The 23,920-nt window shown below is 41.8% G+C and carries 22 protein-coding genes; 8 read left to right on the top strand and 14 right to left on the bottom strand.

Going from position 1 to position 23,920, the window contains the following annotated elements; genetic code table 11:
* Positions 1 to 128: 128 nt before the first annotated feature.
* Positions 129 to 1,301, bottom strand: a complete 1,173-nt coding sequence (locus CD03_RS0130845) for an alanyl-tRNA editing protein (protein ID WP_027296913.1) — start codon at positions 1,299 to 1,301, stop codon at positions 129 to 131.
* A 199-nt stretch (positions 1,302 to 1,500) separates the two neighbouring features.
* Here CD03_RS0130845 and CD03_RS0130840 point away from each other — a divergent pair, with 199 nt between their 5' ends.
* Together CD03_RS0130840 and CD03_RS0130835 are read left to right on the top strand one after the other, a co-directional pair.
* Positions 1,501 to 1,893, top strand: a complete 393-nt coding sequence (locus tag CD03_RS0130840) for a BlaI/MecI/CopY family transcriptional regulator (RefSeq protein ID WP_027296912.1) — start codon at positions 1,501 to 1,503, stop codon at positions 1,891 to 1,893.
* The gene (locus tag CD03_RS0130835) at positions 1,886 to 3,685 is read left to right on the top strand and encodes a BlaR1 family beta-lactam sensor/signal transducer (RefSeq protein ID WP_027296911.1); all 1,800 of its coding nucleotides are present in this window, start codon (positions 1,886 to 1,888) and stop codon (positions 3,683 to 3,685) included. The genes CD03_RS0130840 and CD03_RS0130835 overlap by 8 nt, the downstream gene beginning before the upstream one ends.
* A gap of 108 nt (positions 3,686 to 3,793) precedes the next feature.
* Here the strand turns inward: CD03_RS0130835 and CD03_RS0130825 are convergent, their stop codons facing one another.
* The 5 genes from CD03_RS0130825 to CD03_RS0130805 all read right to left on the bottom strand — a co-directional run bounded on the left by CD03_RS0130825 (position 3,794) and on the right by CD03_RS0130805 (position 7,874).
* Entirely contained in the window at positions 3,794 to 4,627 is an 834-nt protein-coding gene (locus tag CD03_RS0130825) for a DNA-formamidopyrimidine glycosylase family protein (protein ID WP_027296910.1), read from the bottom strand.
* A gap of 176 nt (positions 4,628 to 4,803) precedes the next feature.
* On the bottom strand, positions 4,804 to 5,421 hold the full coding sequence (locus tag CD03_RS0130820) for an ABC transporter permease (RefSeq protein ID WP_027296909.1): 618 nt from the start codon (positions 5,419 to 5,421) through the stop codon (positions 4,804 to 4,806).
* The gene (locus CD03_RS0130815) at positions 5,418 to 6,185 is read right to left on the bottom strand and encodes an ABC transporter ATP-binding protein (RefSeq protein WP_027296908.1); all 768 of its coding nucleotides are present in this window, start codon (positions 6,183 to 6,185) and stop codon (positions 5,418 to 5,420) included. The genes CD03_RS0130820 and CD03_RS0130815 overlap by 4 nt, the downstream gene beginning before the upstream one ends.
* 22 nt (positions 6,186 to 6,207) lie before the next feature.
* The gene (locus CD03_RS0130810) at positions 6,208 to 7,110 is read right to left on the bottom strand and encodes a glycine betaine ABC transporter substrate-binding protein (RefSeq protein ID WP_027296907.1); all 903 of its coding nucleotides are present in this window, start codon (positions 7,108 to 7,110) and stop codon (positions 6,208 to 6,210) included.
* Positions 7,111 to 7,241: 131 nt separating this feature from the next.
* Complete coding sequence (locus tag CD03_RS0130805; protein WP_027296906.1) at positions 7,242 to 7,874, bottom strand: ABC transporter permease; 633 nt, start codon at positions 7,872 to 7,874, stop codon at positions 7,242 to 7,244.
* 378 nt (positions 7,875 to 8,252) lie between these two features.
* Between CD03_RS0130805 and CD03_RS0130800 the strand changes: the two genes are divergently transcribed.
* Both CD03_RS0130800 and CD03_RS0130795 read left to right on the top strand, forming a co-directional pair.
* Positions 8,253 to 8,738, top strand: a complete 486-nt coding sequence (locus CD03_RS0130800; protein ID WP_027296905.1) for a GNAT family N-acetyltransferase — start codon at positions 8,253 to 8,255, stop codon at positions 8,736 to 8,738.
* A gap of 17 nt (positions 8,739 to 8,755) precedes the next feature.
* Positions 8,756 to 9,433, top strand: a complete 678-nt coding sequence (locus CD03_RS0130795; protein WP_027296904.1) for a Crp/Fnr family transcriptional regulator — start codon at positions 8,756 to 8,758, stop codon at positions 9,431 to 9,433.
* A 54-nt stretch (positions 9,434 to 9,487) separates the two neighbouring features.
* Here CD03_RS0130795 and CD03_RS0130790 read toward each other — a convergent pair whose 3' ends face one another.
* From CD03_RS0130790 to CD03_RS0130780, 3 genes are all read right to left on the bottom strand, one after another.
* Positions 9,488 to 9,919, bottom strand: coding sequence for a DUF6465 family protein (locus CD03_RS0130790; protein WP_027296903.1), 432 nt, complete (start codon positions 9,917 to 9,919; stop codon positions 9,488 to 9,490).
* Between the two features lie 129 nt (positions 9,920 to 10,048).
* Complete coding sequence (locus tag CD03_RS0130785; RefSeq protein WP_027296902.1) at positions 10,049 to 12,550, bottom strand: CoA-disulfide reductase; 2,502 nt, start codon at positions 12,548 to 12,550, stop codon at positions 10,049 to 10,051.
* A 170-nt stretch (positions 12,551 to 12,720) separates the two neighbouring features.
* The gene (locus CD03_RS0130780; protein ID WP_027296901.1) at positions 12,721 to 13,086 is read right to left on the bottom strand and encodes an ACT domain-containing protein; all 366 of its coding nucleotides are present in this window, start codon (positions 13,084 to 13,086) and stop codon (positions 12,721 to 12,723) included.
* 173 nt (positions 13,087 to 13,259) lie between these two features.
* On the opposite strand from CD03_RS0130780, the gene CD03_RS35420 reads away from it, so the two are divergent.
* Positions 13,260 to 14,681 carry a catalase gene (locus tag CD03_RS35420; RefSeq protein WP_197041711.1) on the top strand — a complete coding sequence of 474 codons (1,422 nt, stop codon included), beginning with the start codon at positions 13,260 to 13,262 and terminating at the stop codon, positions 14,679 to 14,681.
* 28 nt (positions 14,682 to 14,709) lie between these two features.
* The gene (locus CD03_RS35415; RefSeq protein ID WP_044289784.1) at positions 14,710 to 15,057 is read left to right on the top strand and encodes a DUF4491 family protein; all 348 of its coding nucleotides are present in this window, start codon (positions 14,710 to 14,712) and stop codon (positions 15,055 to 15,057) included.
* Between the two features lie 114 nt (positions 15,058 to 15,171).
* On the opposite strand, the gene CD03_RS0130765 is transcribed toward CD03_RS35415, so the two are convergent.
* On the bottom strand, positions 15,172 to 16,572 hold the full coding sequence (locus tag CD03_RS0130765; RefSeq protein WP_027296900.1) for a family 4 glycosyl hydrolase: 1,401 nt from the start codon (positions 16,570 to 16,572) through the stop codon (positions 15,172 to 15,174).
* A 176-nt stretch (positions 16,573 to 16,748) separates the two neighbouring features.
* On the opposite strand from CD03_RS0130765, the gene CD03_RS0130760 reads away from it, so the two are divergent.
* Positions 16,749 to 17,657 carry an AraC family transcriptional regulator gene (locus CD03_RS0130760; protein WP_027296899.1) on the top strand — a complete coding sequence of 303 codons (909 nt, stop codon included), beginning with the start codon at positions 16,749 to 16,751 and terminating at the stop codon, positions 17,655 to 17,657.
* Positions 17,658 to 17,696: 39 nt separating this feature from the next.
* On the opposite strand, the gene CD03_RS0130755 is transcribed toward CD03_RS0130760, so the two are convergent.
* The 4 genes from CD03_RS0130755 to CD03_RS0130740 are packed head-to-tail and all read right to left on the bottom strand — an operon-like array spanning position 17,697 to position 22,931.
* Positions 17,697 to 19,763 carry a hypothetical protein gene (locus CD03_RS0130755; protein ID WP_044289783.1) on the bottom strand — a complete coding sequence of 689 codons (2,067 nt, stop codon included), beginning with the start codon at positions 19,761 to 19,763 and terminating at the stop codon, positions 17,697 to 17,699.
* Positions 19,764 to 19,769: 6 nt separating this feature from the next.
* Positions 19,770 to 20,618, bottom strand: a complete 849-nt coding sequence (locus tag CD03_RS0130750) for a carbohydrate ABC transporter permease (RefSeq protein WP_330373838.1) — start codon at positions 20,616 to 20,618, stop codon at positions 19,770 to 19,772.
* Between the two features lie 21 nt (positions 20,619 to 20,639).
* Positions 20,640 to 21,548 carry a carbohydrate ABC transporter permease gene (locus tag CD03_RS0130745; protein WP_027296896.1) on the bottom strand — a complete coding sequence of 303 codons (909 nt, stop codon included), beginning with the start codon at positions 21,546 to 21,548 and terminating at the stop codon, positions 20,640 to 20,642.
* Positions 21,549 to 21,584: 36 nt separating this feature from the next.
* The gene (locus CD03_RS0130740) at positions 21,585 to 22,931 is read right to left on the bottom strand and encodes an ABC transporter substrate-binding protein (RefSeq protein ID WP_052378062.1); all 1,347 of its coding nucleotides are present in this window, start codon (positions 22,929 to 22,931) and stop codon (positions 21,585 to 21,587) included.
* A gap of 326 nt (positions 22,932 to 23,257) precedes the next feature.
* On the opposite strand from CD03_RS0130740, the gene CD03_RS0130735 reads away from it, so the two are divergent.
* Positions 23,258 to 23,884, top strand: a complete 627-nt coding sequence (locus CD03_RS0130735) for a class I SAM-dependent methyltransferase (protein WP_027296894.1) — start codon at positions 23,258 to 23,260, stop codon at positions 23,882 to 23,884.
* The last annotated feature ends 36 nt before the right edge of the window (positions 23,885 to 23,920 follow it).

Genomic DNA, 23,920 nt, shown 5'->3' with positions numbered 1-23,920 from the left:
AAAGAATGATTATGTGGCTTCCTTTCTATTTTTTTCTTTCAGCCCTGTCTCCATACTCTTCGCTGCCCCGCTTCGTCCTCTAAATAATTATGCAGTAAAAGAAAAGACTTCTCCTGTCTGTCAGACGTCTAAAAATCTGACAACGCTCTTCGAATCACTTCTAATATCTGCTCTTTCGTTCCATTTACAGACCCCTGAACCATCACAGGCTTTCCGCCGCCTTTCCCTTCCAAATCGCGGTTCATCTGTGCGGAGATTTTCCTTACATCCAGTTTCTCACTGCCCAGTACATAGCGGTATCCATTCTGGTCATTGCCAACAAAGCATCCGCAGATCCCATCTGTTTTAGCAGAGGCAAGATTTACATATTTCCGCATCATATTGTTGTCCAGATCTTCTTCAAACAAAAGCATCCCTGCCTTCTCTTCCTCCCCGGCTGGTGCTCTGTCTACTTTATCTTCTATGTATTTACCCTGAAAATAAATCAGCCTGTCTTTTAAAAGCTGCAGTTCTTCTTTCTGCCGTACTACTGCCTCTGCTGCCAGTTCCGGTTTTGCAGACAGGAATACGGATATTTGATTTATATTCCGCTCTTTGGTCCGATAGTCGTTTAAAGCACGGAATCCACATAGCATACTGACTCTGGTCCCGCCTTTGTATTTTTGCGCGTCCACAATTTTAATGATGCCAATCTCGCCTGTATATTTCACATGAGGTGCGCAGCAGGCGCATACATCCACACCGGGAATCGTTACAATCCGAACCTGTCCTTCAATCTCAATTTTACTGCGGTATTCCATCTTTATAAGATCCGCTTTCACCGGGTAGGATATCTCCACTTTTCTGTTAGATGAAGCAATTTCATTCGCCTGAAATTCTATTTCTGATAATTCGTCCTCATTTAATCCCCCGTCAAAATCCATTGTTACAACTTCGCTTCCAAGATGAAATCCCACATTGTTATATCCAAAGCGCCTGCACACAATACCGGAAATAATATGTTCCCCTGTATGCTGCTGCATCTTGGAAAAACGCTCCTTAAAGTCAATCTCACCCGATACACGGGTTCCAGGACTGATGGGTTGATTTATGATGTGATATACGATTCCATCTCTTTCCCAGGTATCCGATACTGCAATCCCATTCAGGAAACCACGGTCTCCGCTTTGTCCGCCGCCTTCCGGGAAAAATGCCGTTTTATCTAATTCCACCTTATAATTATCATCAAAACGTTCACAAGCTAAAACATCCGCTTCAAATGTTTGCATATAGCTGTCTTCATAAAATAATTTTTCTGTCATCTTCCTATTCTCCTGCCTGCATAATCATGTCTCAAGTATAACGCAATTGAATTTCTTTTGCCAGTATGATTGTATGAAAACATTATAAATCTGCACGGGATTTATTGTCATTATAAAATAGCTTGATTTATTTGACATTACCCGATAATCCGACTATACTATTTATATTACAACTGTAGTATCTAAGGAGGATCCATGAATGAAAAAATTACCGCAAATATCCGAAGCTGAATATGAAGTGATGAAAATTGTTTGGAAATATGCACCGATCAGCACAAATGAAGTGACGGATAAACTGACTAAGACTACTACCTGGAGTCCTAAAACAATTCAGACTTTATTAAAGCGGCTGGTTCAAAAAGAAGCTTTGACCTATGAAAAAGAAAGCCGCGTTTTTGTTTATACACCATTAGTTCAGGAGGATGAATATCTGGATCATGAAAATGATTCTTTCCTGAAACGGTTTTATAATGGGAATTTAACTTCGATGATGACAAACTTCCTGGAAAAAGATAATTTATCCGATGCGGAAATCCGGGATTTGCAAAATCTGCTTTCGAAAAAATCCCAGAATGGAGGTATTCATGATTGATGCTCTTGTCATCCGTTTCTTAATTATCAGCGCAGCCATCTCGGTTTTTGTATCCGTAATCCTGCTGGTTAAGAAATTATGCAAAAAACATCTGTCCCTGCGGGTACAGTACAATATCTGGTTTTTACTGCTTATTATGCTGGCTTTGCCTTTTCTCCCTGTCAAATCAGACGGGTTCAGCGGCCTCTGGCATTGGTTCCTGCAGTTGGGTTCTTCCGGAAGCACAGCTGGAAATACAGCTATAAATGCCGGTACCGCTGCCACTGCTTCAACTGCTGCTAACTGGATGCAGGATTTTACGGTGTCGGTAAAGCATGAGACTCCTGCCATGCTGAATTACCTGCTTTGTCTTATCTGGGGAACAGGCATTTTAATCATGGCTATATTGACACTGCGCTCCCAGCTCAGGATCAGGCAGGTCATCAAATCCGCTCTTCCGGTACAGAACCCGCAGGTCAAGATTATTTATAACGAATGCAGAGGTACCATTGGAATCTCTAAAAATATTCGTCTGTACAGCAGTGCTTTTATCCAATCACCAATTTCAGTCGGATTATTAAAACCTTGTATTGTAATCCCGATCCATATGATAACCGGATCTCAGGATAAGGATATCCGTTTTATTCTGTTACACGAATTACAGCATTACAAGCACCGTGATGTTACCGTAAATTATCTGATGTGCCTAGCCCGGATTATATACTGGTTTCATCCTCTGGTCTGGCTGGCACTTAAGGAAATGCGTAATGACAGGGAAGTTGCATGCGACGCTGCGGTTCTACGAACAATTGATGAAAACAGTTACGCTGACTATGGGTATACTTTGCTAAATTTTGCCGAAAAGCTGTCTCACTCTTCTTTTTCTTCCGCAGCCGGAATGGGTGGCACCAAAAAGCAGATAAAAAAGCGTATCATTCATATTGCATCTTTTCATCCCGAAAGTAAGTGGTTAAAATTAAAAAGCTGCCTAATATTTACCATGGCTCTTTCTATTGTAATAGGAAGTGCACCACTGTTGGCGTTGGGTACATCTGCCGGCAATGCATATCATTTTAACAACACAAATGTTGAATATGAAGATCTTGGCTCCTATTTCCAGGGATATGACGGCAGTTTCGTACTATATGACCAAAATGCAGACTATTGGAGTATATATAACAAAGATGCAAGTTCTAAAAGAGTATCCCCTGATTCTACTTACAAAATATACAGCGCTTTATTTGGATTGGAATCCGGCAGCATTAATCCTGAAGATTCCTCTATCGCCTGGGATCAGACTGAATATCCTTTTGAATCATGGAATCAAAACCACGACCTGGACTCTGCTATGTCAAACTCCGTCAATTGGTACTTCCAGGCTGTCGATCAAAAAACGGGTTTGCCGGCACTGCAAAACTATATTCACGAAGTCGGTTATGGAAACCAGGATCTCTCCGGAGGTATTTCCCGTTATTGGATGGAATCTTCCCTAAAAATTTCTCCAATAGAACAAGTGGAACAATTATCCGCAATGTACCGTAATGATTTGCAATTTAAAGCCAATAATATACAGGCTGTAAAAAATGCCCTTCATATATCCGACTCCTTTGGAACCTCTTTATACGGAAAAACAGGAACCGGGGATGTGGAAGGCAAAAATGTAAATGGATGGTTTATCGGTTTTCTTGAAAAAGACGGCAATACCTTCTTCTTTGCCACAAATATCCAGGGAGCGGATTTTGCTAATGGTAGTATGGCAAGCAAAATCTCACTGGAGATCCTGCAGGCTAAGAACCTTTATATTGGGAAATAATTTTAAAAACAGGTCTGTCCCGATGTTATCAGGACAGACCTGTTTCCTCTTTTGGCAGCTTAAATTTTTCGGTAAGTTTATCTTGAGCTTCTTCTTTTGTGTCTTCTGCTACCTTCCATCCAACGGCTGACACTTTGGGCAAAAATATATATTTCCTCCCAGATATGCCTGTCTGGAAATCCAGCCGCCGCACTTTGGACATGGCTCTTCCAGTGTCTTCTTTGAGAGATAAGTCTGATAACCGCCGTAAATTCCAAAAAGATTCTTTTCCGTATCCCTGCCTCCCTTTTCTTTCATTTCCAACAAAGTCTTCTTCAGACTTTTAAAAAGAATATCCCGTTTTGTTTCATCGATATTTTCAATTTTTACCTTTGGATGAATTCCTGCATGAAAAAGAATATCCTGCAATACTCCGTTCCCCAAACCGGGGATGCGCTGTTCAGTTGCCAGGAATGCTTTCACGCTTATATTTTGCTTTACACTTTCATATAAGGTTTCAAAATATGCCCGGTTAAATTCTTCCATATAGGGAGTCGGTTTTTCTTTTGCCACCAGATAATAGGGATTATCATTCTGACCTTCCAGGAATACATGGATACCTCCATACATCTGCACTGTAGTGACCAGCGCTGTACCATCTGTAAATTCAGAATAGAACTGATGCTTCACAGGCGGTTTCTCCCCCTCTTTTAAATAGCGGATATTTGCTCCGTCTGTAAACAGCAGTCTGGCATCACCAAGTGCTATTTCCACCTGCCCCGCCAGCGCATAAGCTTCTCCCACCTGCCTGCCGGAAAGCAGGCTGTCATATTTCTGGGGATCTCCAAAATAAAAGGTGAATTTATGTGGTGATTGATTTGCAGTAACGCTTTTTATTGTTTTTCCTTTTATGGTTCTGTTTAGCTGATCTGCCATTACCTGGCTTTCCGGTAATTCCAACATTGGCCGCACACCATCCTTTCTAAAATGCATATTTACATTTATTATAAAGCATCCAATGATAAATAGCTACCATTTCATTGCTGTTTTAGCACTACAGCGAACAGTTTCATGCAAATATGAATCCATACACGATCATTATCACTGCCCATTTTAAGCGTTACACCCAGCACTTTCCTTTATCTTTTTGCCATGTGTTTCTCCAGCCTGCTTAATCCTGCATTTACAATAATTGCCAGCCCTGCCGACAGAATACTTCCCCATAAAATCTTGTTTACATTCAAGGTCCGCAGTCCGTCAAGCAGAATACTGCCCAGTCCTCCTGCATTGATCGTTGCTGCGATCGTAGCGATTCCAATGGTTGAAACAACAGCGAGATGTATCCCCGTAAACAAAGGGCGCAGGGACAGCGGTATCCGAACCTTAACCAGAATCTGCATCCGGCTCATTCCCATTCCTGTTGCAGCTTCAATTACGGATGCATCCACCTGATTCAGCCCATCTATAAAATTGCGCAGCAGCAGATACTGATTGTACATGACCAGTACTATAATTGCAGTATTCCTGCCCAGTCCCGTTACCGGTATTAAAATTGCAAACAGGGCAAGGCTTGGTATGGAATAAATCATAGAAAAAAATCCGATTAAGATTTTTGATATCCACTGGAAATACATCGATAATATTGTTAACACTGATGCCAGTATCACAGATAAAAGCAGCGTGATTATAACGATTTCAATATGTTCTGCCAATGCCTTTAATAACTTATCATGGTATTTTACCAGATATGTGATCATGTAAATGCCTCCCAGAATTGTTCCTGTTTACGTGTGGAATCGATCAGGGATTTTACAAATTCATCTGATGGATTCCTGACGATATTCTCTGGCTTATCAAACTGTCTGATCTTTCCTTCGTTCATAATAATTACCCGGCTGCCAAGTTTAAATGCCTCATTAATGTCATGTGTTACAAAGAGAAACGTCTTTTTGGATTCCCTGTGAATTTTTTGCAGTTCCTCCTGAAGATTCATACGGTTAATAGCGTCGATGGCTCCAAAAGGTTCATCCATCAGCATGATCCTTGGATCTGCGCACAGGGCTCTTGCAAGTCCTGCTCTTTGCTGCTGTCCACCCGAGAGCTGAGAAGGGTATCTTTTACCATATTCCGAATAAGACAATCCCACCATTTCCAGCAATTCCTGAACCCTTTCATTTATCTTTTCCTCCGGCCATTTCAGAAGCCTTGGAACCGTGGCAATATTTTCCCCAATGTTCATGTGTGGGAAAAGGCCAACCTGCTGGATGACATAACCGATCTCTCTTCTAAGAAGAACCGGATCTTTGGAGCTGATATCCTCTCCAAAGATTTTGACAGAACCTTTATCCGGTTCATAAAGACGGTTGACCATCTTTAATAAAGTCGTTTTCCCACAACCGGAAGAGCCCAATATCGTTATGAACTCACCCTGTCCGATTTCACAGCTTACATCATTCACTGCAAAATATCCGGTATTGTCAAATTTTTTACTTACATTTATAAATTCGATTGCTTTCTTCACTCAAATGCCTCCGCTGACTGCATTATTTTATACTGTCGTAATATTCCTTTGCCACTTCTTCATATTCCCGTTTTTCCACATCTGCTTCCGCATTTAATTTTGTAACGGTCTTCGTATCCAGAGTAGCACTGATCTTATTTAAGATGTCCGCTATTTCCGGATAAGTGTTCAACACCGTTTCCCGTACAACCGGAGCTAAGTTATATGGAGGCCAGAGCTTCTTATCATCTTCCAGAAGGGTAAATTCATCTTTTACCAGCTGGCCTTCTGTTGTATATGCCGGTGCTGCATCTGCCTCATCATTTTCCAGTACAGAATACTTCAGTCCTCCGTCATACACTTTTGATGATTTCCAATCAAATGGCCCATAGAGCTTTTCCAGGCCCAGCATCCCGTCTTCTCTCTGATCAAATTCACCCTGGGATGCAAACCGAAGCTCAGATGCATTTTTCTGAAGATCTGATATGGTTTTAATTCCATATTTTTCTGCTATATCTGTTCGGATAACCAGACCCTGTCCGTCATTTGCCTGGGAATAATCCAGCCAAATCAATTTATATTGCTTTTCGTATTCTTCTTTAACCGTGTCATACACCTGCTGTGCATCTGTCATAGGATCCATTTTTAAGATAGAGATCAAACCGGTACCTGTATATTCCGGATACAAATCAATTTCTCCATTCATGATAGATGTATGAACAACAGAACCCGCTATATCCATGACTCTCTCTACCGAAAAACCGGCATCTTCTAATGCCAGGGCATAAACTTCAGCTACGATCAGGTTCTCCGTAAGATCTTTTGACCCCACTTTAATGCTCTTTTCCTCACTTTTACTATTGCCACAGCCGGCAATCCCAACCATAAGGGATGCAGCTATAAAAATTGCTAATGCTTTCTTCAAAACTTTATTACCTTTTTTCATTTTCATTCTCCTTGACTATTCTGTTTCTGTATTGTTATTCTGTTTCTGTATTGTTATTTTGTTTCTGTATTGTTATTTTGTTTCTGTATTGTTATTTTGTTATCGTATTTAATCTGGTGATATCCACCCTTTTAGCGGTATCTGACAATCCACTTTTCTGCTGCTGACACCAGAAAACCGGAAAAAAGGGATAACAGCGCTACCGAAATTCCACCAATCAATAATAAATCAGTCCTGTTTAATCCAAGACCGGTAAAAATAATTGTCCCCAATCCGCCACCGCCAATATATGCAGCCAGTGTTGCACTGGCAATAATTTCTACTAATGCTGTCTTTGTTCCAATCAGGATATACGGCAGTGCAAGAGGTATCCGTACTTTTTTAAAAATCTGCTTGTCTGTCATGCCAAGACCCCTGGCTGTTTCCAGCATAAATTCGGGTGTGCTTTCAAATCCTGCATTGGTATTCATAAGTATAGGCGGAATTGCCAGTATTACCAGCGCCGTCATAGCAGGACGCATTCCGGTTCCCATAATGGGGATTAATAATATTAAAACGGCAAAGCTTGGTACTATACGGAGCACATTAAAAAACGCGGTAATCCACTTGCGAAATCTCTTCGTATGTGCACAATATATGCCTGCAGGTATGCCCACTGCCAGCGCGATTGACAGTGAAAGCAGGCTGATTAATACATGTTCCCCTACTGCCGTCAGATAAGTATCCATGTTATTTGTAAAATAATCTATGATTTGCTGCCACATAACAGGTGTCCCTTCTTTTTAGTCTTCAGTGCAATTTACAAACATGCTCTTAAGCATGTCTCCATTTTACCGCAGATTTCTGCATACGGCAATGACAAGAATCCCATTTATTTTCAAAAAAAGATCAATATTTACATAAAATACCGAAATCTGTGGTATGCTATATGACATTTTATTATTCATTATTTGCAATAACTTCACAAAATATTAAATTATACCCTATGTAAAGTGTTGTAGTTTTACTGGAATATAATTTATTATCTAAACTCCGGCTTGTTCTTTTGTATTTCTTAGGATAGAATAAAAGTATAATATTACAGGTTCTATTCACTATCTGCTTAATAGATTTTTAATTTTATTACAGGAAGGATTTTAAAAATGGAAATAAGAAAAAGTACACCCGGTGATTTAGATACATTACTGCAGTTATATGCAGATGCCAGAGACTTTATGGCGAAAAACGGCAACCCCTCCCAATGGGAAAATAACTATCCATCCATTGAACTTGTCAGTTCAGACATTGCAGATGGCAGCAGTTATGTGTGCATAGAAAACGGCAAAATCGCGGGAACCTTTTATTTTAAAGTAGGAGAAGATCTTTCTTACCGGGAAATCTTTGACGGCCGCTGGTTAAACGAGAAGCCTTATGGCGTTATTCACCGCATTACATCCGCAGCAGGCACAAAAGGAGTCGCTTCTTTTTGCTTTCAGTGGTGTTTTCAGCAGTGCGGCAACCTTAAAATTGATACCCACGACGATAATCTTCCCATGCAGAAAGCTTTAAAGAAAAACGGTTTTGTCCGCTGCGGGGTCATTTTTCTGGAGGACGGCTCAAAACGTATTGCTTTCCAGCGTGAGATTTAGATTGTAAAGGAGTTAATATGGAACATTTGGAACAGAATTTCATGCTTTTAGAAAAATACCTGCCCTTTTGGAATCATTTAAGCACACCACAGAAGACAACTCTTGCTCAAAATGTATTCTCTGCCAGCTATTCCAGAGACAGCCATATACACCTTGGAGAAAATGACTGTATCGGCATGCTCATCATTAAAAGCGGTGAAATGAGAACTTATTTACTTTCGGAAACCGGAAAAGAAGTGACACTATACCGGCTGGGTGCAGGTGAAGTCTGTATCTTATCCGCTTCCTGCGTTCTTCATACCATTACCTTTGATGTATATATTGACGCTGCCAGGGACTGTGAAATACTCCAGATTAACTCTTCTGCTGTCTCCAGGCTTATGGAAGAAAATATACATGTGGAAGCCTACGCATATAAACTGGCAACCGAACGTTTCTCTGATGTTATGTGGGCGATGCAGCAGATCTTATTTATGAGTTTTGACAAGCGTCTGGCAATCTTCCTGCTGGACGAATGCAGCCGTACAAAGTCAGATATAATCAAAATGACTCACGAGCAAATTGCAAAATATACAGGAAGTGCCAGAGAAGTCGTTTCCCGTATGCTAAAGTACTTTTCCTCAGAAGGATTTGTGGAATTATCAAGAGGCGGTATCCGGCTGCTGGATAAGAAAAGATTAAAAGAACTTCTGTAATTCATCTAAAAACAGGTGGACCCAAAACATTTACGTTTTGGGTCCACCTGTTTTTTACAGTGCGAATGATGCACTCAGTTCTTCATTAATTGTATAATATACCATTTTTTCTTCCGGCTTAACATATACATCCATAGTCTTCAAATCCGCAATACGATTGCCGGCATCCTTCCAGATCTTTTTCACCTGGGCAATGATATCCTGTTCATTATATTCTGCATCACGAAACTGCACGTAAAAATTCGTTTTCTTCGATGCCCGTTTTTTAGCTGCCGTGCCCGTTGTCATAGAATCAGTTTCTGCTGTTTTCTGAACAGATATTACACTTTCTTCATTTTGAACCACTTCAGCCTGCGCTGTTTGCACTGATGCTGCCTCTGGAATTACTTCTTTTGTAACTTCTTTCGCATCTTCTCTTGTTTCATTTTCAATGACATTAGCTGTCATCATCTTATTTTTCTTCTTTAAATGTCTTTTTTTAGCCATATGTTCCTCCTGTTGAATTTCCGACAGTTATTATAGTATTATTTTCGGAAAATGTCAAAATTTTTTAAAATTGCAGGAGAAACATGGAACATCATGATTACTTTAAAAGGTTATCTCTCCACATAATGCCTATATAAACAAATTCACATTAGCCTCTTCCGCGTCCCCAAGATACGACGCCACACCTGCCAGTTCCACACCGTCTATCAGCTCTTCTCTGGTTATTCCCATAACATCCATTGACATGGTGCATGCCACCAGTTTAATCCCGCTTGCCATGGCATGCTGCATTAATTCTTCCAGTGATTCTACATTTTTATCCTTCATTACTTTCTTCATCATTTTCGTTCCCATACCAGCCATATTCATCCTGGACAGTTTTAATCTCCTGGTTCCTCTTGGCATCATAGCACCGAACATTTTTTCAATGAATGGTTTCCTGACAGACTGTTTTTCTGTTTTACGCAGTGCATTCAATCCCCAGAAGGTAAAGAACATGGTCACCGGCCTGCCCATTGCTGCTGCTCCATTTGCAATGATAAAGGAAGCCAGCACTTTATCCAGATCTCCGCTGAATACAATTAAAGTCTTACCCTGTGGAAGGCTTACAGCATCTGCCTGGGAAACTCCCTGGCACACATTGGTTCCTTTTTTGATATAGACAAGGTTCTCTCTGTCTTTTCGCTCCGAATTAACAAATGTATTTCCTGTTCTTTTACACCATGCTTCAATATCTCTGACAAATCCCATATCCGTTGCAGAAACCTGCAGGATCTGATTCTCTTCCATTTCTCCCAGGGTTTCATTTACTTTCATAATAGGCCCCGGACACTGAAGCCCGCAGCAATCCAGAATTTTCATTTCTTTTTGTGCTGGAACGGATTCTGCTTTTACCTGCGCTGCTTTTATATCATCCTTTACCATTTCTTCTGAATCCTCCTCGTCTTCCCTGTCCTCATAATGCATTGATTTATAGAAACCAGTACCTCCGGACAATACCTTTACGTTTTCAAATCCATTTTGCATCAGTATCCTGGCTCCGTTGTAAGACCTGACTCCTACGGCACAGTATACGATGATCATCCGGGTTTTCTCCAGTTCTCCCATTCTTCCCCGGAGTTCTCCAAGCGGAATATGATAAGACCCGGGAATCTGATATACCAGACGTTCCATCTCCTCGGTGACATCCAGGATTGTAAAAGCCGTATTTTCTTCCCCCGGCTCCTGAAGTTCATCCATTTCATCCCATCCGATAAAGGAAACCATGTGATCCAGTACATTGTGGGCTGTAAATCCCAGCATATTAACCGGATCTTTTGCTGAGGAATAAGGCGGAGCATAAGAAAGTTCCAACTCTTCCAGATCATATATGGTTCCATTTAAACGCATGGTGACTGCTAATGTATCGATTCTTTTATCTACACCGTCCTGACCCACAATCTGCGCCCCTAAAATTTTACCTTCCATGTCAAACAGCATTTTTAATGTAAGAGGGACTGCACCGGGATAATAACCGGCATGGGACTTCTGGTTAATCAAGACCGTTTCATAATCTTCGCCCTTTACCCTGCCCATTTTCTTCAGGGTCTTTTCATTTACTCCCACTGCTGCAGCAGTCAGGTCAAAGACCTGTGCTACGGAGGTTCCCTGGGAACCATGATATTTCTTTTTATCCCCGGCTATATTATCAGCACAGATCCTTGCCTGCTTATTTGCAGGTCCTGCAAGAGGAACCATTGCAGGATTCTTTAATACGAAATTTTCAACCTGAATCACATCTCCTACCGCATAGATATCCGGATTTGAGGTTCTTAAGTATTCATCTACCACAATGCCGCCCCGTTCATTTAACTGAAGCCCGGCTTCCTTAGCCAGGATACTGTTTGGGCGTACTCCAATGGATAAAATTACAAGATCTGCCGTTACTACTTTCCCGCTTCCCAAGGTAATCTGTGTTGTACCTAACCGGTCTTCAAAGCTGGAAACCCCATCACCCAATATCACTTCCACACCATTCATCTGCATGTTTTCATGGAGCAGATGCGCCATTTCTTTGTCAATTGGCGCCATCACCTGATCCTGCATCTCAATAATGGTTACCTCAATTCCTGCCCGGTGCAAGTTTTCAGCCATCTCAAGACCGATGAATCCTCCGCCGATGACTGCTGCTCTTTGGGGATGTTTTTCCTCTGCAAATGCCTTTATTTTATCGGTATCCGGTACGGTCCACAGTGTATAGATTCCTTCTCCGTCAATCCCTTTAATCGGCGGCTTTAGCGGGGATGACCCTGTTGCTATAACCAGATTATCATATACTTCTTCATAGGTTTCGTTTGTCTCAAGATTCTGAACCGTAACACATTTGCGGTCCGGTTGTATTTTTATTACTTCGCTGTAAATACGGACATCTATATTGAATTTCTTTTTCATTCCCTGGGGTGTCTGTAAAAGCAGTGCATCGCGGCTTTTAATTACATCTCCGATATAATAAGGCAGACCGCAGTTTGCATAAGAAATATAGCCCCCTTTTTCAAATACAACTATTTCCATTGATTCGTCGCGTCTTCTAAGGCGTGCCGCAGTGGTGGCTCCACCTGCAACCCCGCCAATAATCACTGTTTTTTTACCCATATTATCATTACCTCTATTCTGATCATTTTTGACTCCGGCAAAAACTGGTTTCCATCGGTTTCGCCGCAAGATCATTATCTTAATATCATTATAATGGTTCTAATTCTCATTTACCGTGACCAAGTCACAAAACAAAAAAATGGAAGATTTTTATCTCTTCCATTTCCTGCTTATCGTATCCCGTATCCGTTTGTTTTTAAAGTCGCAACTGTTTTTTTCCAATTTTCTTCTTTTACAAAAACGTAGTCTGTATTAAAGGTGGATATTACAAAAATCCCCACTTCATGTTCCGCCAGCAGTTTCGATAGCTTGGCAATAACTCCAATCATGGAGAAATCCAGCACCCCTTCTATCCGAAATCCCCTCCATCCGTCTTCCCGCTCTAAAAATTGGTCCGGAACCATATTTTCCGGGCAGACCAGGGACAATTCTTCGTCCGTTTTCCCTGTAAATACAAATTCTTCGTCATATGGGATCTTTGCCCCTGCCTTAAGCTTGCACACACTAAATTTTGGTTCTAATAATCTTATATACATATTATTTTATCCTTCCTGAAATCAAATATTCCAATTATATGCATTTATTTTACAATGCTGCTTCATTCTTTACAAGACTTTCATAAAAAAATGAATGCCTTTTCAATGTCCAAGCTGCATTTTATATAAATTACCATATAATAAAAAAGCGATATTTAAAAAGGAGACTTCCCATGCCACATCACTATCAATACGGTTCTCAGCCTAACCGATGCAATATGGGTCAGAACCGATGCACCCAGGATTCCCATTCCCCTTCCCAAAAATGCCGGAATCATAACATGGTTGAACACGCTCAGACAGTTGGTCCAGGCGGCCCCGTACTTTTACAGGACACCATTTTGCATGAAACTCTTGAGACCTTTGTCCATGAAAAAATCATAGAAAGAGCTGTACATACGAAAGGCTATGGAGCATTTGGATACTTTACGGCCTATCAGTCTATGCGCCCTTATACCAAAGCATCCTTTTTACAGAAACCAGGTCAGGTAACCTACACCTTTTCACGGTTTTCTTTTGCCGTGAGTACAAAAGGAACCCCGGACACCGCCCGGAATGTAAGGGGATTTTCCACCAAATTCTATACAGACTGCGGCGTTTTTGATCTTCTCTGCAACCATATTCCTGTATTCTTAGTAAGAGATGCCATGAAGTTCCCGGCTGCCATCAAATCCCTGTCACCATCACCGGTAAACAACATTCCAAATGCACAGGCATTTTGGAATTTCGTGGCGGAAACTCCGGAAGCGACTCATTTTGTAACCCTTCTGTATTCAGATCTGGGGACGCTGGCAAGTTTTCGTTGTATGCGTACATACGGCGTCAATACTTACGTCTGGGAGAATGAAAAAGGAGTTCGGCGTTATGTAAAATACCATTGGATACCATCCTGTCAGGAATGTACTTTAACCCGGGAAGAAGCAGCAAAACTGGCTGGCGAAAATCCCAATATTGCCGGGGAGGAATTATACAATACCCTGGCCGGGGGTGAAACCTACCAGTATGAACTCTGCGTTCAGTTCATGAATGTGGACGAAGCCTGCAGCCTCACATTTGATCCTTTAGATGACACAAAAGTCTGGAATCAGGAACAATTTCCTCTTACAAGGGTAGGATGCCTCACCTTAGACCGCAATGTGGATAATTATCAGCAGCAGGTAGAAAAAGCTGCCTTTTCCCCTTCTAACCTGATTGATGGAATCCAGCTTTCTGCAGATAAGATGCTGCAGGGACGTTCCTTTATCTACTGGGATGCACAGCGAAGAAGAATTGGTCCGGATTTCAGGGATATTCCGGTCAATCATGAAGAAAAATGGACACCAGGACAATTGGTTTCCAGCGGCACCGGGGAATGTATCTCCGGCTCCATTGAACGCTCTGAAATTCTAAAAGAAGACAATTTCACCCAGGCTGGGGAACGTTATCTTTCTCTTTGTCAGGAAGCACGTGACCATCTGGTTGACAACATTGCTTCCGAATTGTATACCACTTCTGAAAATATCCAGAAATGCGTGCTCAGCTACCTGTTCGCAGCGAATCAGGAATATGGAACCCGAGTTCAGGAATGTATGTGCTGGTATCAAAGACAGCATTAATTCTCATAATAAGAAAGGAAACAAACTTATGTATTTTGAAGGTTTACTGATTGGTTTATTTGCATTTTTGACCATTGGCGTGTTTCATCCCATCGTCATCAAAGGAGAATACTACTTCTCCAGTAAAATCTGGCCACTCTTCCTGCTTGCCGGAGTTCTTTGCTTAGTCCTTACCGTTAATATTGAAAACACCATGTTCTCTTCCCTGTTCAGTATCTTAAGCTTCACCTGTTTTTGGAGCATCGTAGAATTAAAAGAACAGGAAGAGCGGGTTGCCAAAGGCTGGTTTCCAAAGAATCCAGACCGCCCGGAAAAATTAAAATTAAAATTTAAAATGAAAAAGCCCTGTAAGAAGTCTTCCAAAAGTGTTTCATAATAACTAATTCCCTATTTCCCCATGAAAATACCTCCTAAGTAGATTTTGGTTATTACCTTGTCTGCTTAAGAGGTATCATATCAGATAATGGGACCGCCTTTCTTAATTATTCTGTTATTTCCACCCACCTGGAAGATAACCCATCGTTGCAGCAATCATATCATTGACTAAAGAGCGAATATCATCTTCACTGCAGTTTTTACCTGTAAATGCCGGATCATTGAGAAATGCTTTTACAACAGCTTCTTTACTACAGTTCATGGCTGCCTCCATGATATATTCATGATTTTCAATATGCGGCATAATCAGGGTTTTTACGGAATCCGGTATCCCGCCTGCTACAACCGGGCGGATGGCATCCCGTTCAAACACTGCATTTGTTTCTACCACTGCACCCAGCGGAAGATTGGGAATCTGTCCAAAGCTGTTTGGAATATTCACATTACTGATAACCCGTTCAAGCCCGCATAATGCTTTTATCAAAAGAATCCCTTCTTCTCCGGTAGGCCTTAATTCTACTTCTTCTTCCTGTGTCAGCAGTTTTTTACTTTTGTCCAGACGATTTTTCAGGTCTTCTTTTCTCCACTCAACTGTTGTCAGTCCGAATTTCCATTCTTCTACTGAATCTGGATCTTTCAGGTACTCATTTCCCGGCATAAACTCTGCCAGATGACGGTCTCCTGCTGCTGCAATCAGACCATACCTTCGAAACAGGTCAAACTTCACACGGTGTGAGCATGCAAAACATACATTTGCCCAATTGGTATCTCTTTCCTCATACCCTTCTTCAAAGTGCTTCTCTATATAATCCCGATACACCGGGAACAAGTCCATTCCTTTATAAGATGCATAGTCAAACCACGTAAAATGGTTAATACCCAGAACATTCACCTGTATATCTCTGCGGTTGACCTCTTCCAATCCATAAGTATCTTCTAAAATGCCTTTTAATACTTTCTGGGTGCCAAATACTTCATGACAGCATCCAAAAGCCTTTATCCCGGGGAAGACCTTGTACAGGGTTTTTACACACAGAGACATTGGATTGGTATAGTTTATTACCCAGGCATTTGGCGCATGGTCACGGATTGCTTTTGCGATTTCAACAAACATGGGAATCGTCCGCAGTGCACGGATCATTCCTCCCGGACCTGCCGTATCACCTACTGACTGGTAAATTCCAAGCCTTTCGGGCAAATGCACATCTGCTGCCATTTCTTCAAAAGTCCCCGGTAAAATGGAAATCACAATAAAATCTGCACCTGACAGTGCTGCCTGCAGGCTGTCATAAGTTTTATATTCCCATTTTCCCACCGCTTCGCTGCGTTCACTTACATGATTTCCAATGACTTCATTTGCTTTTGCAGCCTCTTTGTCGATATCATATAAGCGGATGGTACCACTCATGCGGGGTTCCATAGCCAGATCCGTCATAAATGTCCATGCCCATCCTCTGGAACCTCCCCCGATATAAGTTATTTGTACATCTGATGCTTTGTCGTGATTATACTTCATGCGATTACCTGCTTTCTTTAAATTAATTACTGTTTTCAATGCGTACCCGATACCTGCAGCTTTATGAACTACTGGACATTACGACAAAATATAATATAATGTTTTATATATTCTATATCTAGTACATCCGGACAGTAACGATAGAGTACTAGATTATTCATACAAAGGAGACAAATATGCGCAAAGTCCTGTATAGTGAAAGTATCGACGGTATTATGATTGACCGGGTCGTACGAGATTACGAATTTACCATGCCATCCAAACACACCCATGATGAATATGAGATCTATTATCTGGTGGAAGGTGAGCGCTACTATTTTATAGAAAAACAAACTTACCACATTAAAAAGGGAAGCCTGGTCTTCATAAACCGCAACCAGATCCACAAGACCGGTCAGTACGGCGACTCCTACCATGAACGTATTGTGATCGAATTTCTGGATGAGCCTTTTTCTACATTTCTTGCTTCTACAGGGGAACTTTCTCTGGCTGAGTTTTTCCGAAAAAACCAGGGGGTACTGCAGCTGGATGTTCCCCGGCAGAAATATGTCCTATCCCTCCTGGATGGAATCGCAGACGAAATGTATACCTGTGATCCCGGATACCGGATGATGACGATGACAAAGCTTGCCAGACTTTTGTTCTTTGCCATGCGCCATTGGTCAAACAGTGTTTCATCTGCTCCAACCACTGCACTTTCCACTTCAGCTACTCATCAGAAGGTGTCGGAAGTGGCCTCCTTTATTACCGCAAATTATGATTCCGCCTGTTCACTTGCCCATATAGCCGATCATTTTTATATGAGCAAAAGCTATTTAAGCAGAATTTTCAAGGAAATAACCGGCTATACGGTCAATGAATATATCAATGTAAACCGCATACAGCAGGCGCGGATTCTGCTCGCGGAAACGGATTTAAGTATCACGGAGATTGCAGAACGGCTGGGCTATGATAGCATCACCTATTTTGAAAAGATCTTTCGTAAGCATACCGAAACTTCACCCCTGAAATACCGGAAGCAATTCAATAAAAGCATTGCACTGACCCGTCCAAAATCCTTTGGTGCGGAAATTATGGAATCCTGATACAATTTATTCCATGATTTCCCTGTTAGAACAAAAAAATTAATACGGAAAGGGATGTATATTTTCGTATTCCACTTCCCACATTCCATTCTCTGGAAATCCGGGCAATGTTTTCCTGCATCCTGCATAACCGGCAGTCATCATAGCTGCAGCCAGCAGAAGGGAACCATTTCCCGGCAGATACAGAGGAAGATCCGTCCGTCCCGCCTGATAGTTGTTTCCGCTAATTACATATGAATTCTTGGGAGAGTCTTTCAGCAGAATATCAATTGCAGTTTCCGGATCATTCAGCCTTATGGCAGTCATTGCCATCATAGCAAAGTCCCAGCCCCACATTGTGGTAAAGTCCCAGCAGTCAAAGACTTTCTTTAAAGTTTCTTTCATCCGGTTCTTAAGAATACGGTCTCCGGGAATCAGACCATATGCTCCGGTCATGGACGGATGGTCACGCCCCCACTCTTCAAAGGTGGCAGGACAGGTCTCACATGCCAGATAAGCCCCCGCTTTCACTGATGACGGTGCCATACGTTCTGCAGTATAGATCCAGTTTTCCGACTCTTTCCCCAGACGTTCTGCCCACCTGGCAGCAATATGCAGGGTAAAATGCCAGTATTCTAATTCAAAGGTGGGATTTTTCGTTGTCCCGGGATCATGTTCCTCCTGGGCAGGAATCAGCGGTGACGGCAGGTCATAATATCCGGTCATCTCGTTCCAAATGGTAAAGTCACACATAAAGTCTGCTGTTTCTTTCACCACCTCCCAGTACTCCTCCAGCAGTTTCTGCCCGCCGCCATTTTGATAAACCAGTTCCAGCATATAGATAATATGGGGCTGCTGCCAGATCAGCAGCACTGCTATAAAAGAAGGACTGTCTACCCCATCATAAGCTACCATCTTCGGCCACCTTGCCCCCCGGTAACCATTCCCAGCTGCATTCTCTTTTGCTATCTGCAGATGCTTCCGGTACCAGTCCAGGCTCTTTTCTAAACGATCTCCCTGATTCCAAAGCGGTAACCAGGCGCAATGCCAGGGGTACATTTCCAGATGGAACTTTCCGTACCAGCTGTTGCAGGTCAGCCCCGTTTCCTGGGGAGGCATGGACCCACAGGATTGCAGCTTCAGCAGATATTGGGAAAGAATGATCCTGCGCTCCAGTTCAAGGGCTCTCTTATCCTTTGACCGGTGGAGATCGATCATTCCACAAATATCCCAGAACTTCTTCCATTCCCTGCGGCTGCTGCTTTTCACCTGTTCATAAGCCGGTATCTGCACCTGTTTACCAGCCGAAAATCCTATGGTAAAAGTCAGTATCCTGCCATAATTTCTAAGGTTTATGCAATGACTGTTATCCGTTGTCAGTGCAGACTCACTCTCCCTGTTTAACATCACATGATACTGATCTCTGTCCAGGATCCGGTGAATATGTACCATTCCTTTTAAATCCGTACAATCCCCATCCGCTATCCTGGTTTGATGCCACTGCCCATGTTCCCAGTCGGATGCCGTAATATCACTGCTGCCATAAGGAAACATGATCCCCACGGTGAGCTCCCCTGTCTTCAATGCTTCTGAATCCACTTGAATTCCAAGTACATCCCATTCTCCGGCACAGATAGTCTTCACCTCTGCCGGGTATCCGCAGATGGTAAATCTGCTTGTTATAATTCCTTCATACAAGGACAAAGTCTGATCCACATTTGTAATATCCGATGAAGGTATCTCTTCCCCATTCCACAGAAACGTCAGCCTGCATAAATTAAGTCGATGGGGATTTTCACGCAGCCAATGATAGATTTCTTCATTTCCCGGCTGACAGTCAGATGCATAGCTGACTATCCTGTCTCCATTTTTGTATTTTGTTTTTACTACCTGGGAGGGCTTAAAATAAATGTCTCTGTTTTCTCCTGCCGGTGCGGTATGCCATCCCCATTGGCTCATAGTGCAAAGTGGTACATGGGCTTCCTTTTGCTCCCCGTAAAAAGTCTGCAGCCCGGTTACATCCACGGTAAACGCAAATTCTCCGTTTCCCACCGTTAACGGTGACTCTATACTGGCACAAACAAGATGGGGATTGTGCCTGCTCAGCAGCAACTGTCTGTCAATCATAGCATTCTATCCTTTCAATCCGCTGGTACTGATTCCTTCCACCAGATATTTGTTAAAAACCAGGAAAATGAAAAATACAGGAATCAGGGAACAGGTGGACATTGCGAACATCGCACCGTAATCCGTTGTAGAGGAAGCATCTGCAAACTGTTTAATTGCGATGGATGCCGTATACATCTTAGGTTTATTCAGATAAATCATAGGTGCCATAAAGTCATCCCATTTCCAGTAAAACTGAATGATTACCGTTGTTACAATAGATGGCTTTAGCAGCGGGAAAATGATCCTGGTAAAAATGGAATATTTGCTGCATCCGTCTATGGTTGCTGCTTCATCCAGTTCTCTTGGAATCCCTTTTGCAAACTGCATCATCTGATAGATGAAGAATGCCTGTCCGAAGAAATGGGGCAGAATCAGAGGTAAAAAAGTTCCCACCCAGCCAAGCCTGTTGTATATAATATACTGCGGCACCAGAATAATCTGAGCAGGCAGCATCATAGTACAAATCATGGCAGTAAACCAGATCTTGCTTCCCTTGAATTTGATTCTGGCAAATGCATAAGCGACACATGCCGAACTAAATACGGTCGCCGCCGTAGAGATACCAGCTACAATAAACGAATTTGCAAAAAATCTCCCAAAAGATATTCCTCCAAACCCGGACCATCCATTTGTAAAATTCTCAAATCTCCAGTTAGGGGGCAAAAGTTTCAGCCCGCCATTTAAAATTTCCATGTTATTCTTAAAAGCACCACTGATCATCCAGAGTACCGGATAAATCATAATCAGCCCAAATCCGCATACAAACAGATGGTAGAAGAAAGTGCCAAAGCGATGTTTTGTTTTCATTCCCATGTCAGCTTATCCTCCTTCATCCTATTGGTCTGATTCCGAGAATACCCAGAATTTTGACGATTTAAATATCACAAGTGTAACGACACTGATCAGAACCAGCATAATCCAGGACATAGCGCTGGCATAACCCATATTGGAATACTGGAACGCATGTTTATATACATATAACGCGTAGAAATTCGTTGCATCGTTTGGTCCGCCCTGGGTAATTACAAATGCCTGGGTAAAAGACATAAATGCTGATATTGTCTGCATTACCAGATTATATAAAATAATAGGGGACAGACATGGCAGGGTGATCTTGAAGAACCTCTGAAATTTATTTGCTCCGTCAATATCTGCCGCTTCGTAATAACTTCCGGGAATTTCTTTTAGCCCTGCTGCAAAAATAATCATAGAGGAACCAAACTGCCATGCAGCCATAGCAATAAGAATTCCCATTGCCGCATTTGGATCTCCAAGCCAGGAAATCTTCTTCATGCCTATTCCGGTGAGAATAGCATTGGCAAGGCCTCTGGTAGAGAAGATTGTCTTCCATACCAGGGCTACTGCAATACTGCCGCCGATCAATGAGGGAACATAATATAAAGATCGGTAAAAAGTAACGCCTTTTCTCTTCTTTGTCAACAGATATGCAACCAGAAGGGCAAATGCCAATTTTACGGGAACGGAAATCACAACGTAAATAACGGTCACTTTCATCGAATTCATAAATCGCTCGTCCGTCAGCAGACTTAAATAATTCTGCATACCAATAAAAGAAGCATCCTGCCCTAATTTGTAATCTGTTACCGAATAGTACATGGATACTAATATTGGAATCAGGGTAAATCCCAGGAATCCAACGATAAATGGCAGTGAAAACAGATAACCTGCCGTATTATTGTTATGTATAAACTTCTGGAATTTACTGCTTTGTTTCTTTTCCATATCCATTCTCCTTTTCTTCCATGGATGTCAGCAATTTTAATTAAATTTGCTTTGGGCAAATTCTACTAATTTCTGTGCCGCTTCCTCCGGTGTTAATTCTCCATACTGCACTTTTTCTACTAACAGCTTATCCTGGTCTTCAATTTCTGTCTTGGGTTCCGGACTGATTACATTACTGTCCTCCAAAGGGATTTTACCAATTTTATCAACAAAGTCATAAATCACCTTATTTGCGTCATCCGCCTGCGCTTTTACTTCCTCTCTTACCTTAGACATGATAGGAACACCGCGCTCTCCGTTTAACACTTTATTTGCCTCTAAATCATTTACAAAGTAATTTACAAATTTTGCTGCTTCTTCTTTCTGTTTGGAGTTTTTTGAAATAGAAAGCATCTGTGAGGATTGAACAATCATGCCGTAAGCGCCGTCTTTTGTAATACGGGGAACCGGTGCAATCTTGATTTCTCTTCCCGCAGCATTGATAATGGAATTGATCTGGTTGGACGCAACCCAGGTCATACCTGCATCTCCCGTAACCAGATAATCATTTTCAATATCCTTTATTTCTTTAATTGCTCCTGCATCGGGATATGATCCTGCATCGGTCAGTTCTTTTATCATAGAGAGATAATCTGCCATCGGCTTTGCGTCTGACCAGGCAAGCCCATTGCCTTCTTTATTGAAGAAATTGGCATCTTTTTCTGTCTGAGACACTCTCTGGGTCACCCCGGCAATAAAGTTATCCATTTTGGAAGTACCAAAAATCCCCAGCTTTTCTGTGATTGTAAGACAGTCCTGCTTCCACTCCTCCCAGGTCCAGTCATCGGATGGTTCTGTCAATCCGGCCTCTTCAAAAACAGCAGGATCATATGCGATTCCATATGTATTTGTTCCAATAGAGATACCTACCTGATCCCCGTTATTATTCTGGGTTGTTTTCAAAAATGACTCCGTGGTATCCTTTACATCAATTGTCCCATTATCGATATAACTGCCAAGCATCTCTATGTTATTTTCATATTTGGGGAAATTGCCTCCCAGCTGGAAAATATCCCATACATCATCAGCAGCCACTAAAGTATCCAGCTTTGTAAAATAGCTGTCAAAATCATAGAATTCCGCTTCAATTTTTACATTTGGATTCTGTTCCTCATACATTTCAATTACCTTATTGGTGGCATCATGTCGGCTTTGTGATCCCCACCATGCCATACGTAAGGTAATCTGGTCTCCGGAAGCTTCCCCGGAACCCGCCTGTGTTTCTTCCCGGGTGCCATCTTTTGACACCTCCGTACTTTTGCTGTTTGAACTGCCTCCGCACCCCGTCAAACCAGCAACCATAGTCCCCGCCAATAACCATGCTAAAGCTCTTTTCATTTTCATAATTAACCTCTCCATTTCTTCTTATTTTCTTTCGTTTGTCCTGATATGTTGACATTCTATACGAAACTTTCTTTTAAGTCAATATACATATAAAAAGTGCATAAATAAAATTGATTTTCCATCATTTTCAAACTATATTTACTTTTTTATTTGTGCAAATTGGACAAAACAAACCCTGAAATTTCTGGCATTTTTTTTGATTGACCAAGAGTTGACACACTCCCCTGCCCGCTTTATAATGGATTGTACGAACTTTTACACAAGAGAGTATTTGAAAAATGCATGAAACGTATTGGAATAATACTCCGGAAAAGGAGCCATCGAATATGATAAAAAATCTCACAAAAAATGCCCGCCGCCCGGAAGGGACATGGGGCAGTCTGATGATTCATAAAATGAATTTAGGATATGCCCGCCTGACAAAATGGGCACTTTACCAGTTGGATCCAGAGCCGGACTGCAAAGCGCTGGATATTGGATGCGGAGGCGGAAAAGCAGTACGTCGCCTTTTGAAGTTAATTCCCCAGGGAAAAGTCTACGGTGTAGACTACTCTCCTCTTTGTATCGAACGTGCACTAAAAGAAAACAGCCATTTTATTGCAAATGGAAGGGCAGATATTTTAAAAGCCAGTGTCTCCAACCTGCCATTTCGGGATCATGTTTTCGACCTGGTAACCGCTATTGAAACCATTTATTTCTGGCCGGACATTCATTCTGACTTAAAAGAAGTACTCCGGGTTTTAAAGCCCGGCGGCAGATTGGCAATTATATGTGAAATGGTACAGTCTGTAGACGATGATCCTGACAAATATTCGGAAGTGACAAAGCTTTTGAAAATGCATATTCCTTCTGCACTTGGTTTGAAAAAAGCGATGCTGGAAGCTGGTTTTTCAAAAATTCGCGTCCGTAAACATCCCAAACATGGGTGGTTATGTGTCATTGGAGAAAAATAATCAGCACTTGCCAAACTTTTAACTTTTCAACAATTC

This window comes from Robinsoniella sp. KNHs210 (assembly GCF_000686105.1).
Taxonomy (GTDB): Bacteria; Bacillota; Clostridia; order Lachnospirales; family Lachnospiraceae; genus Robinsoniella; species Robinsoniella peoriensis.
This window is presented reverse-complemented; position numbering and strand designations above follow the sequence as displayed.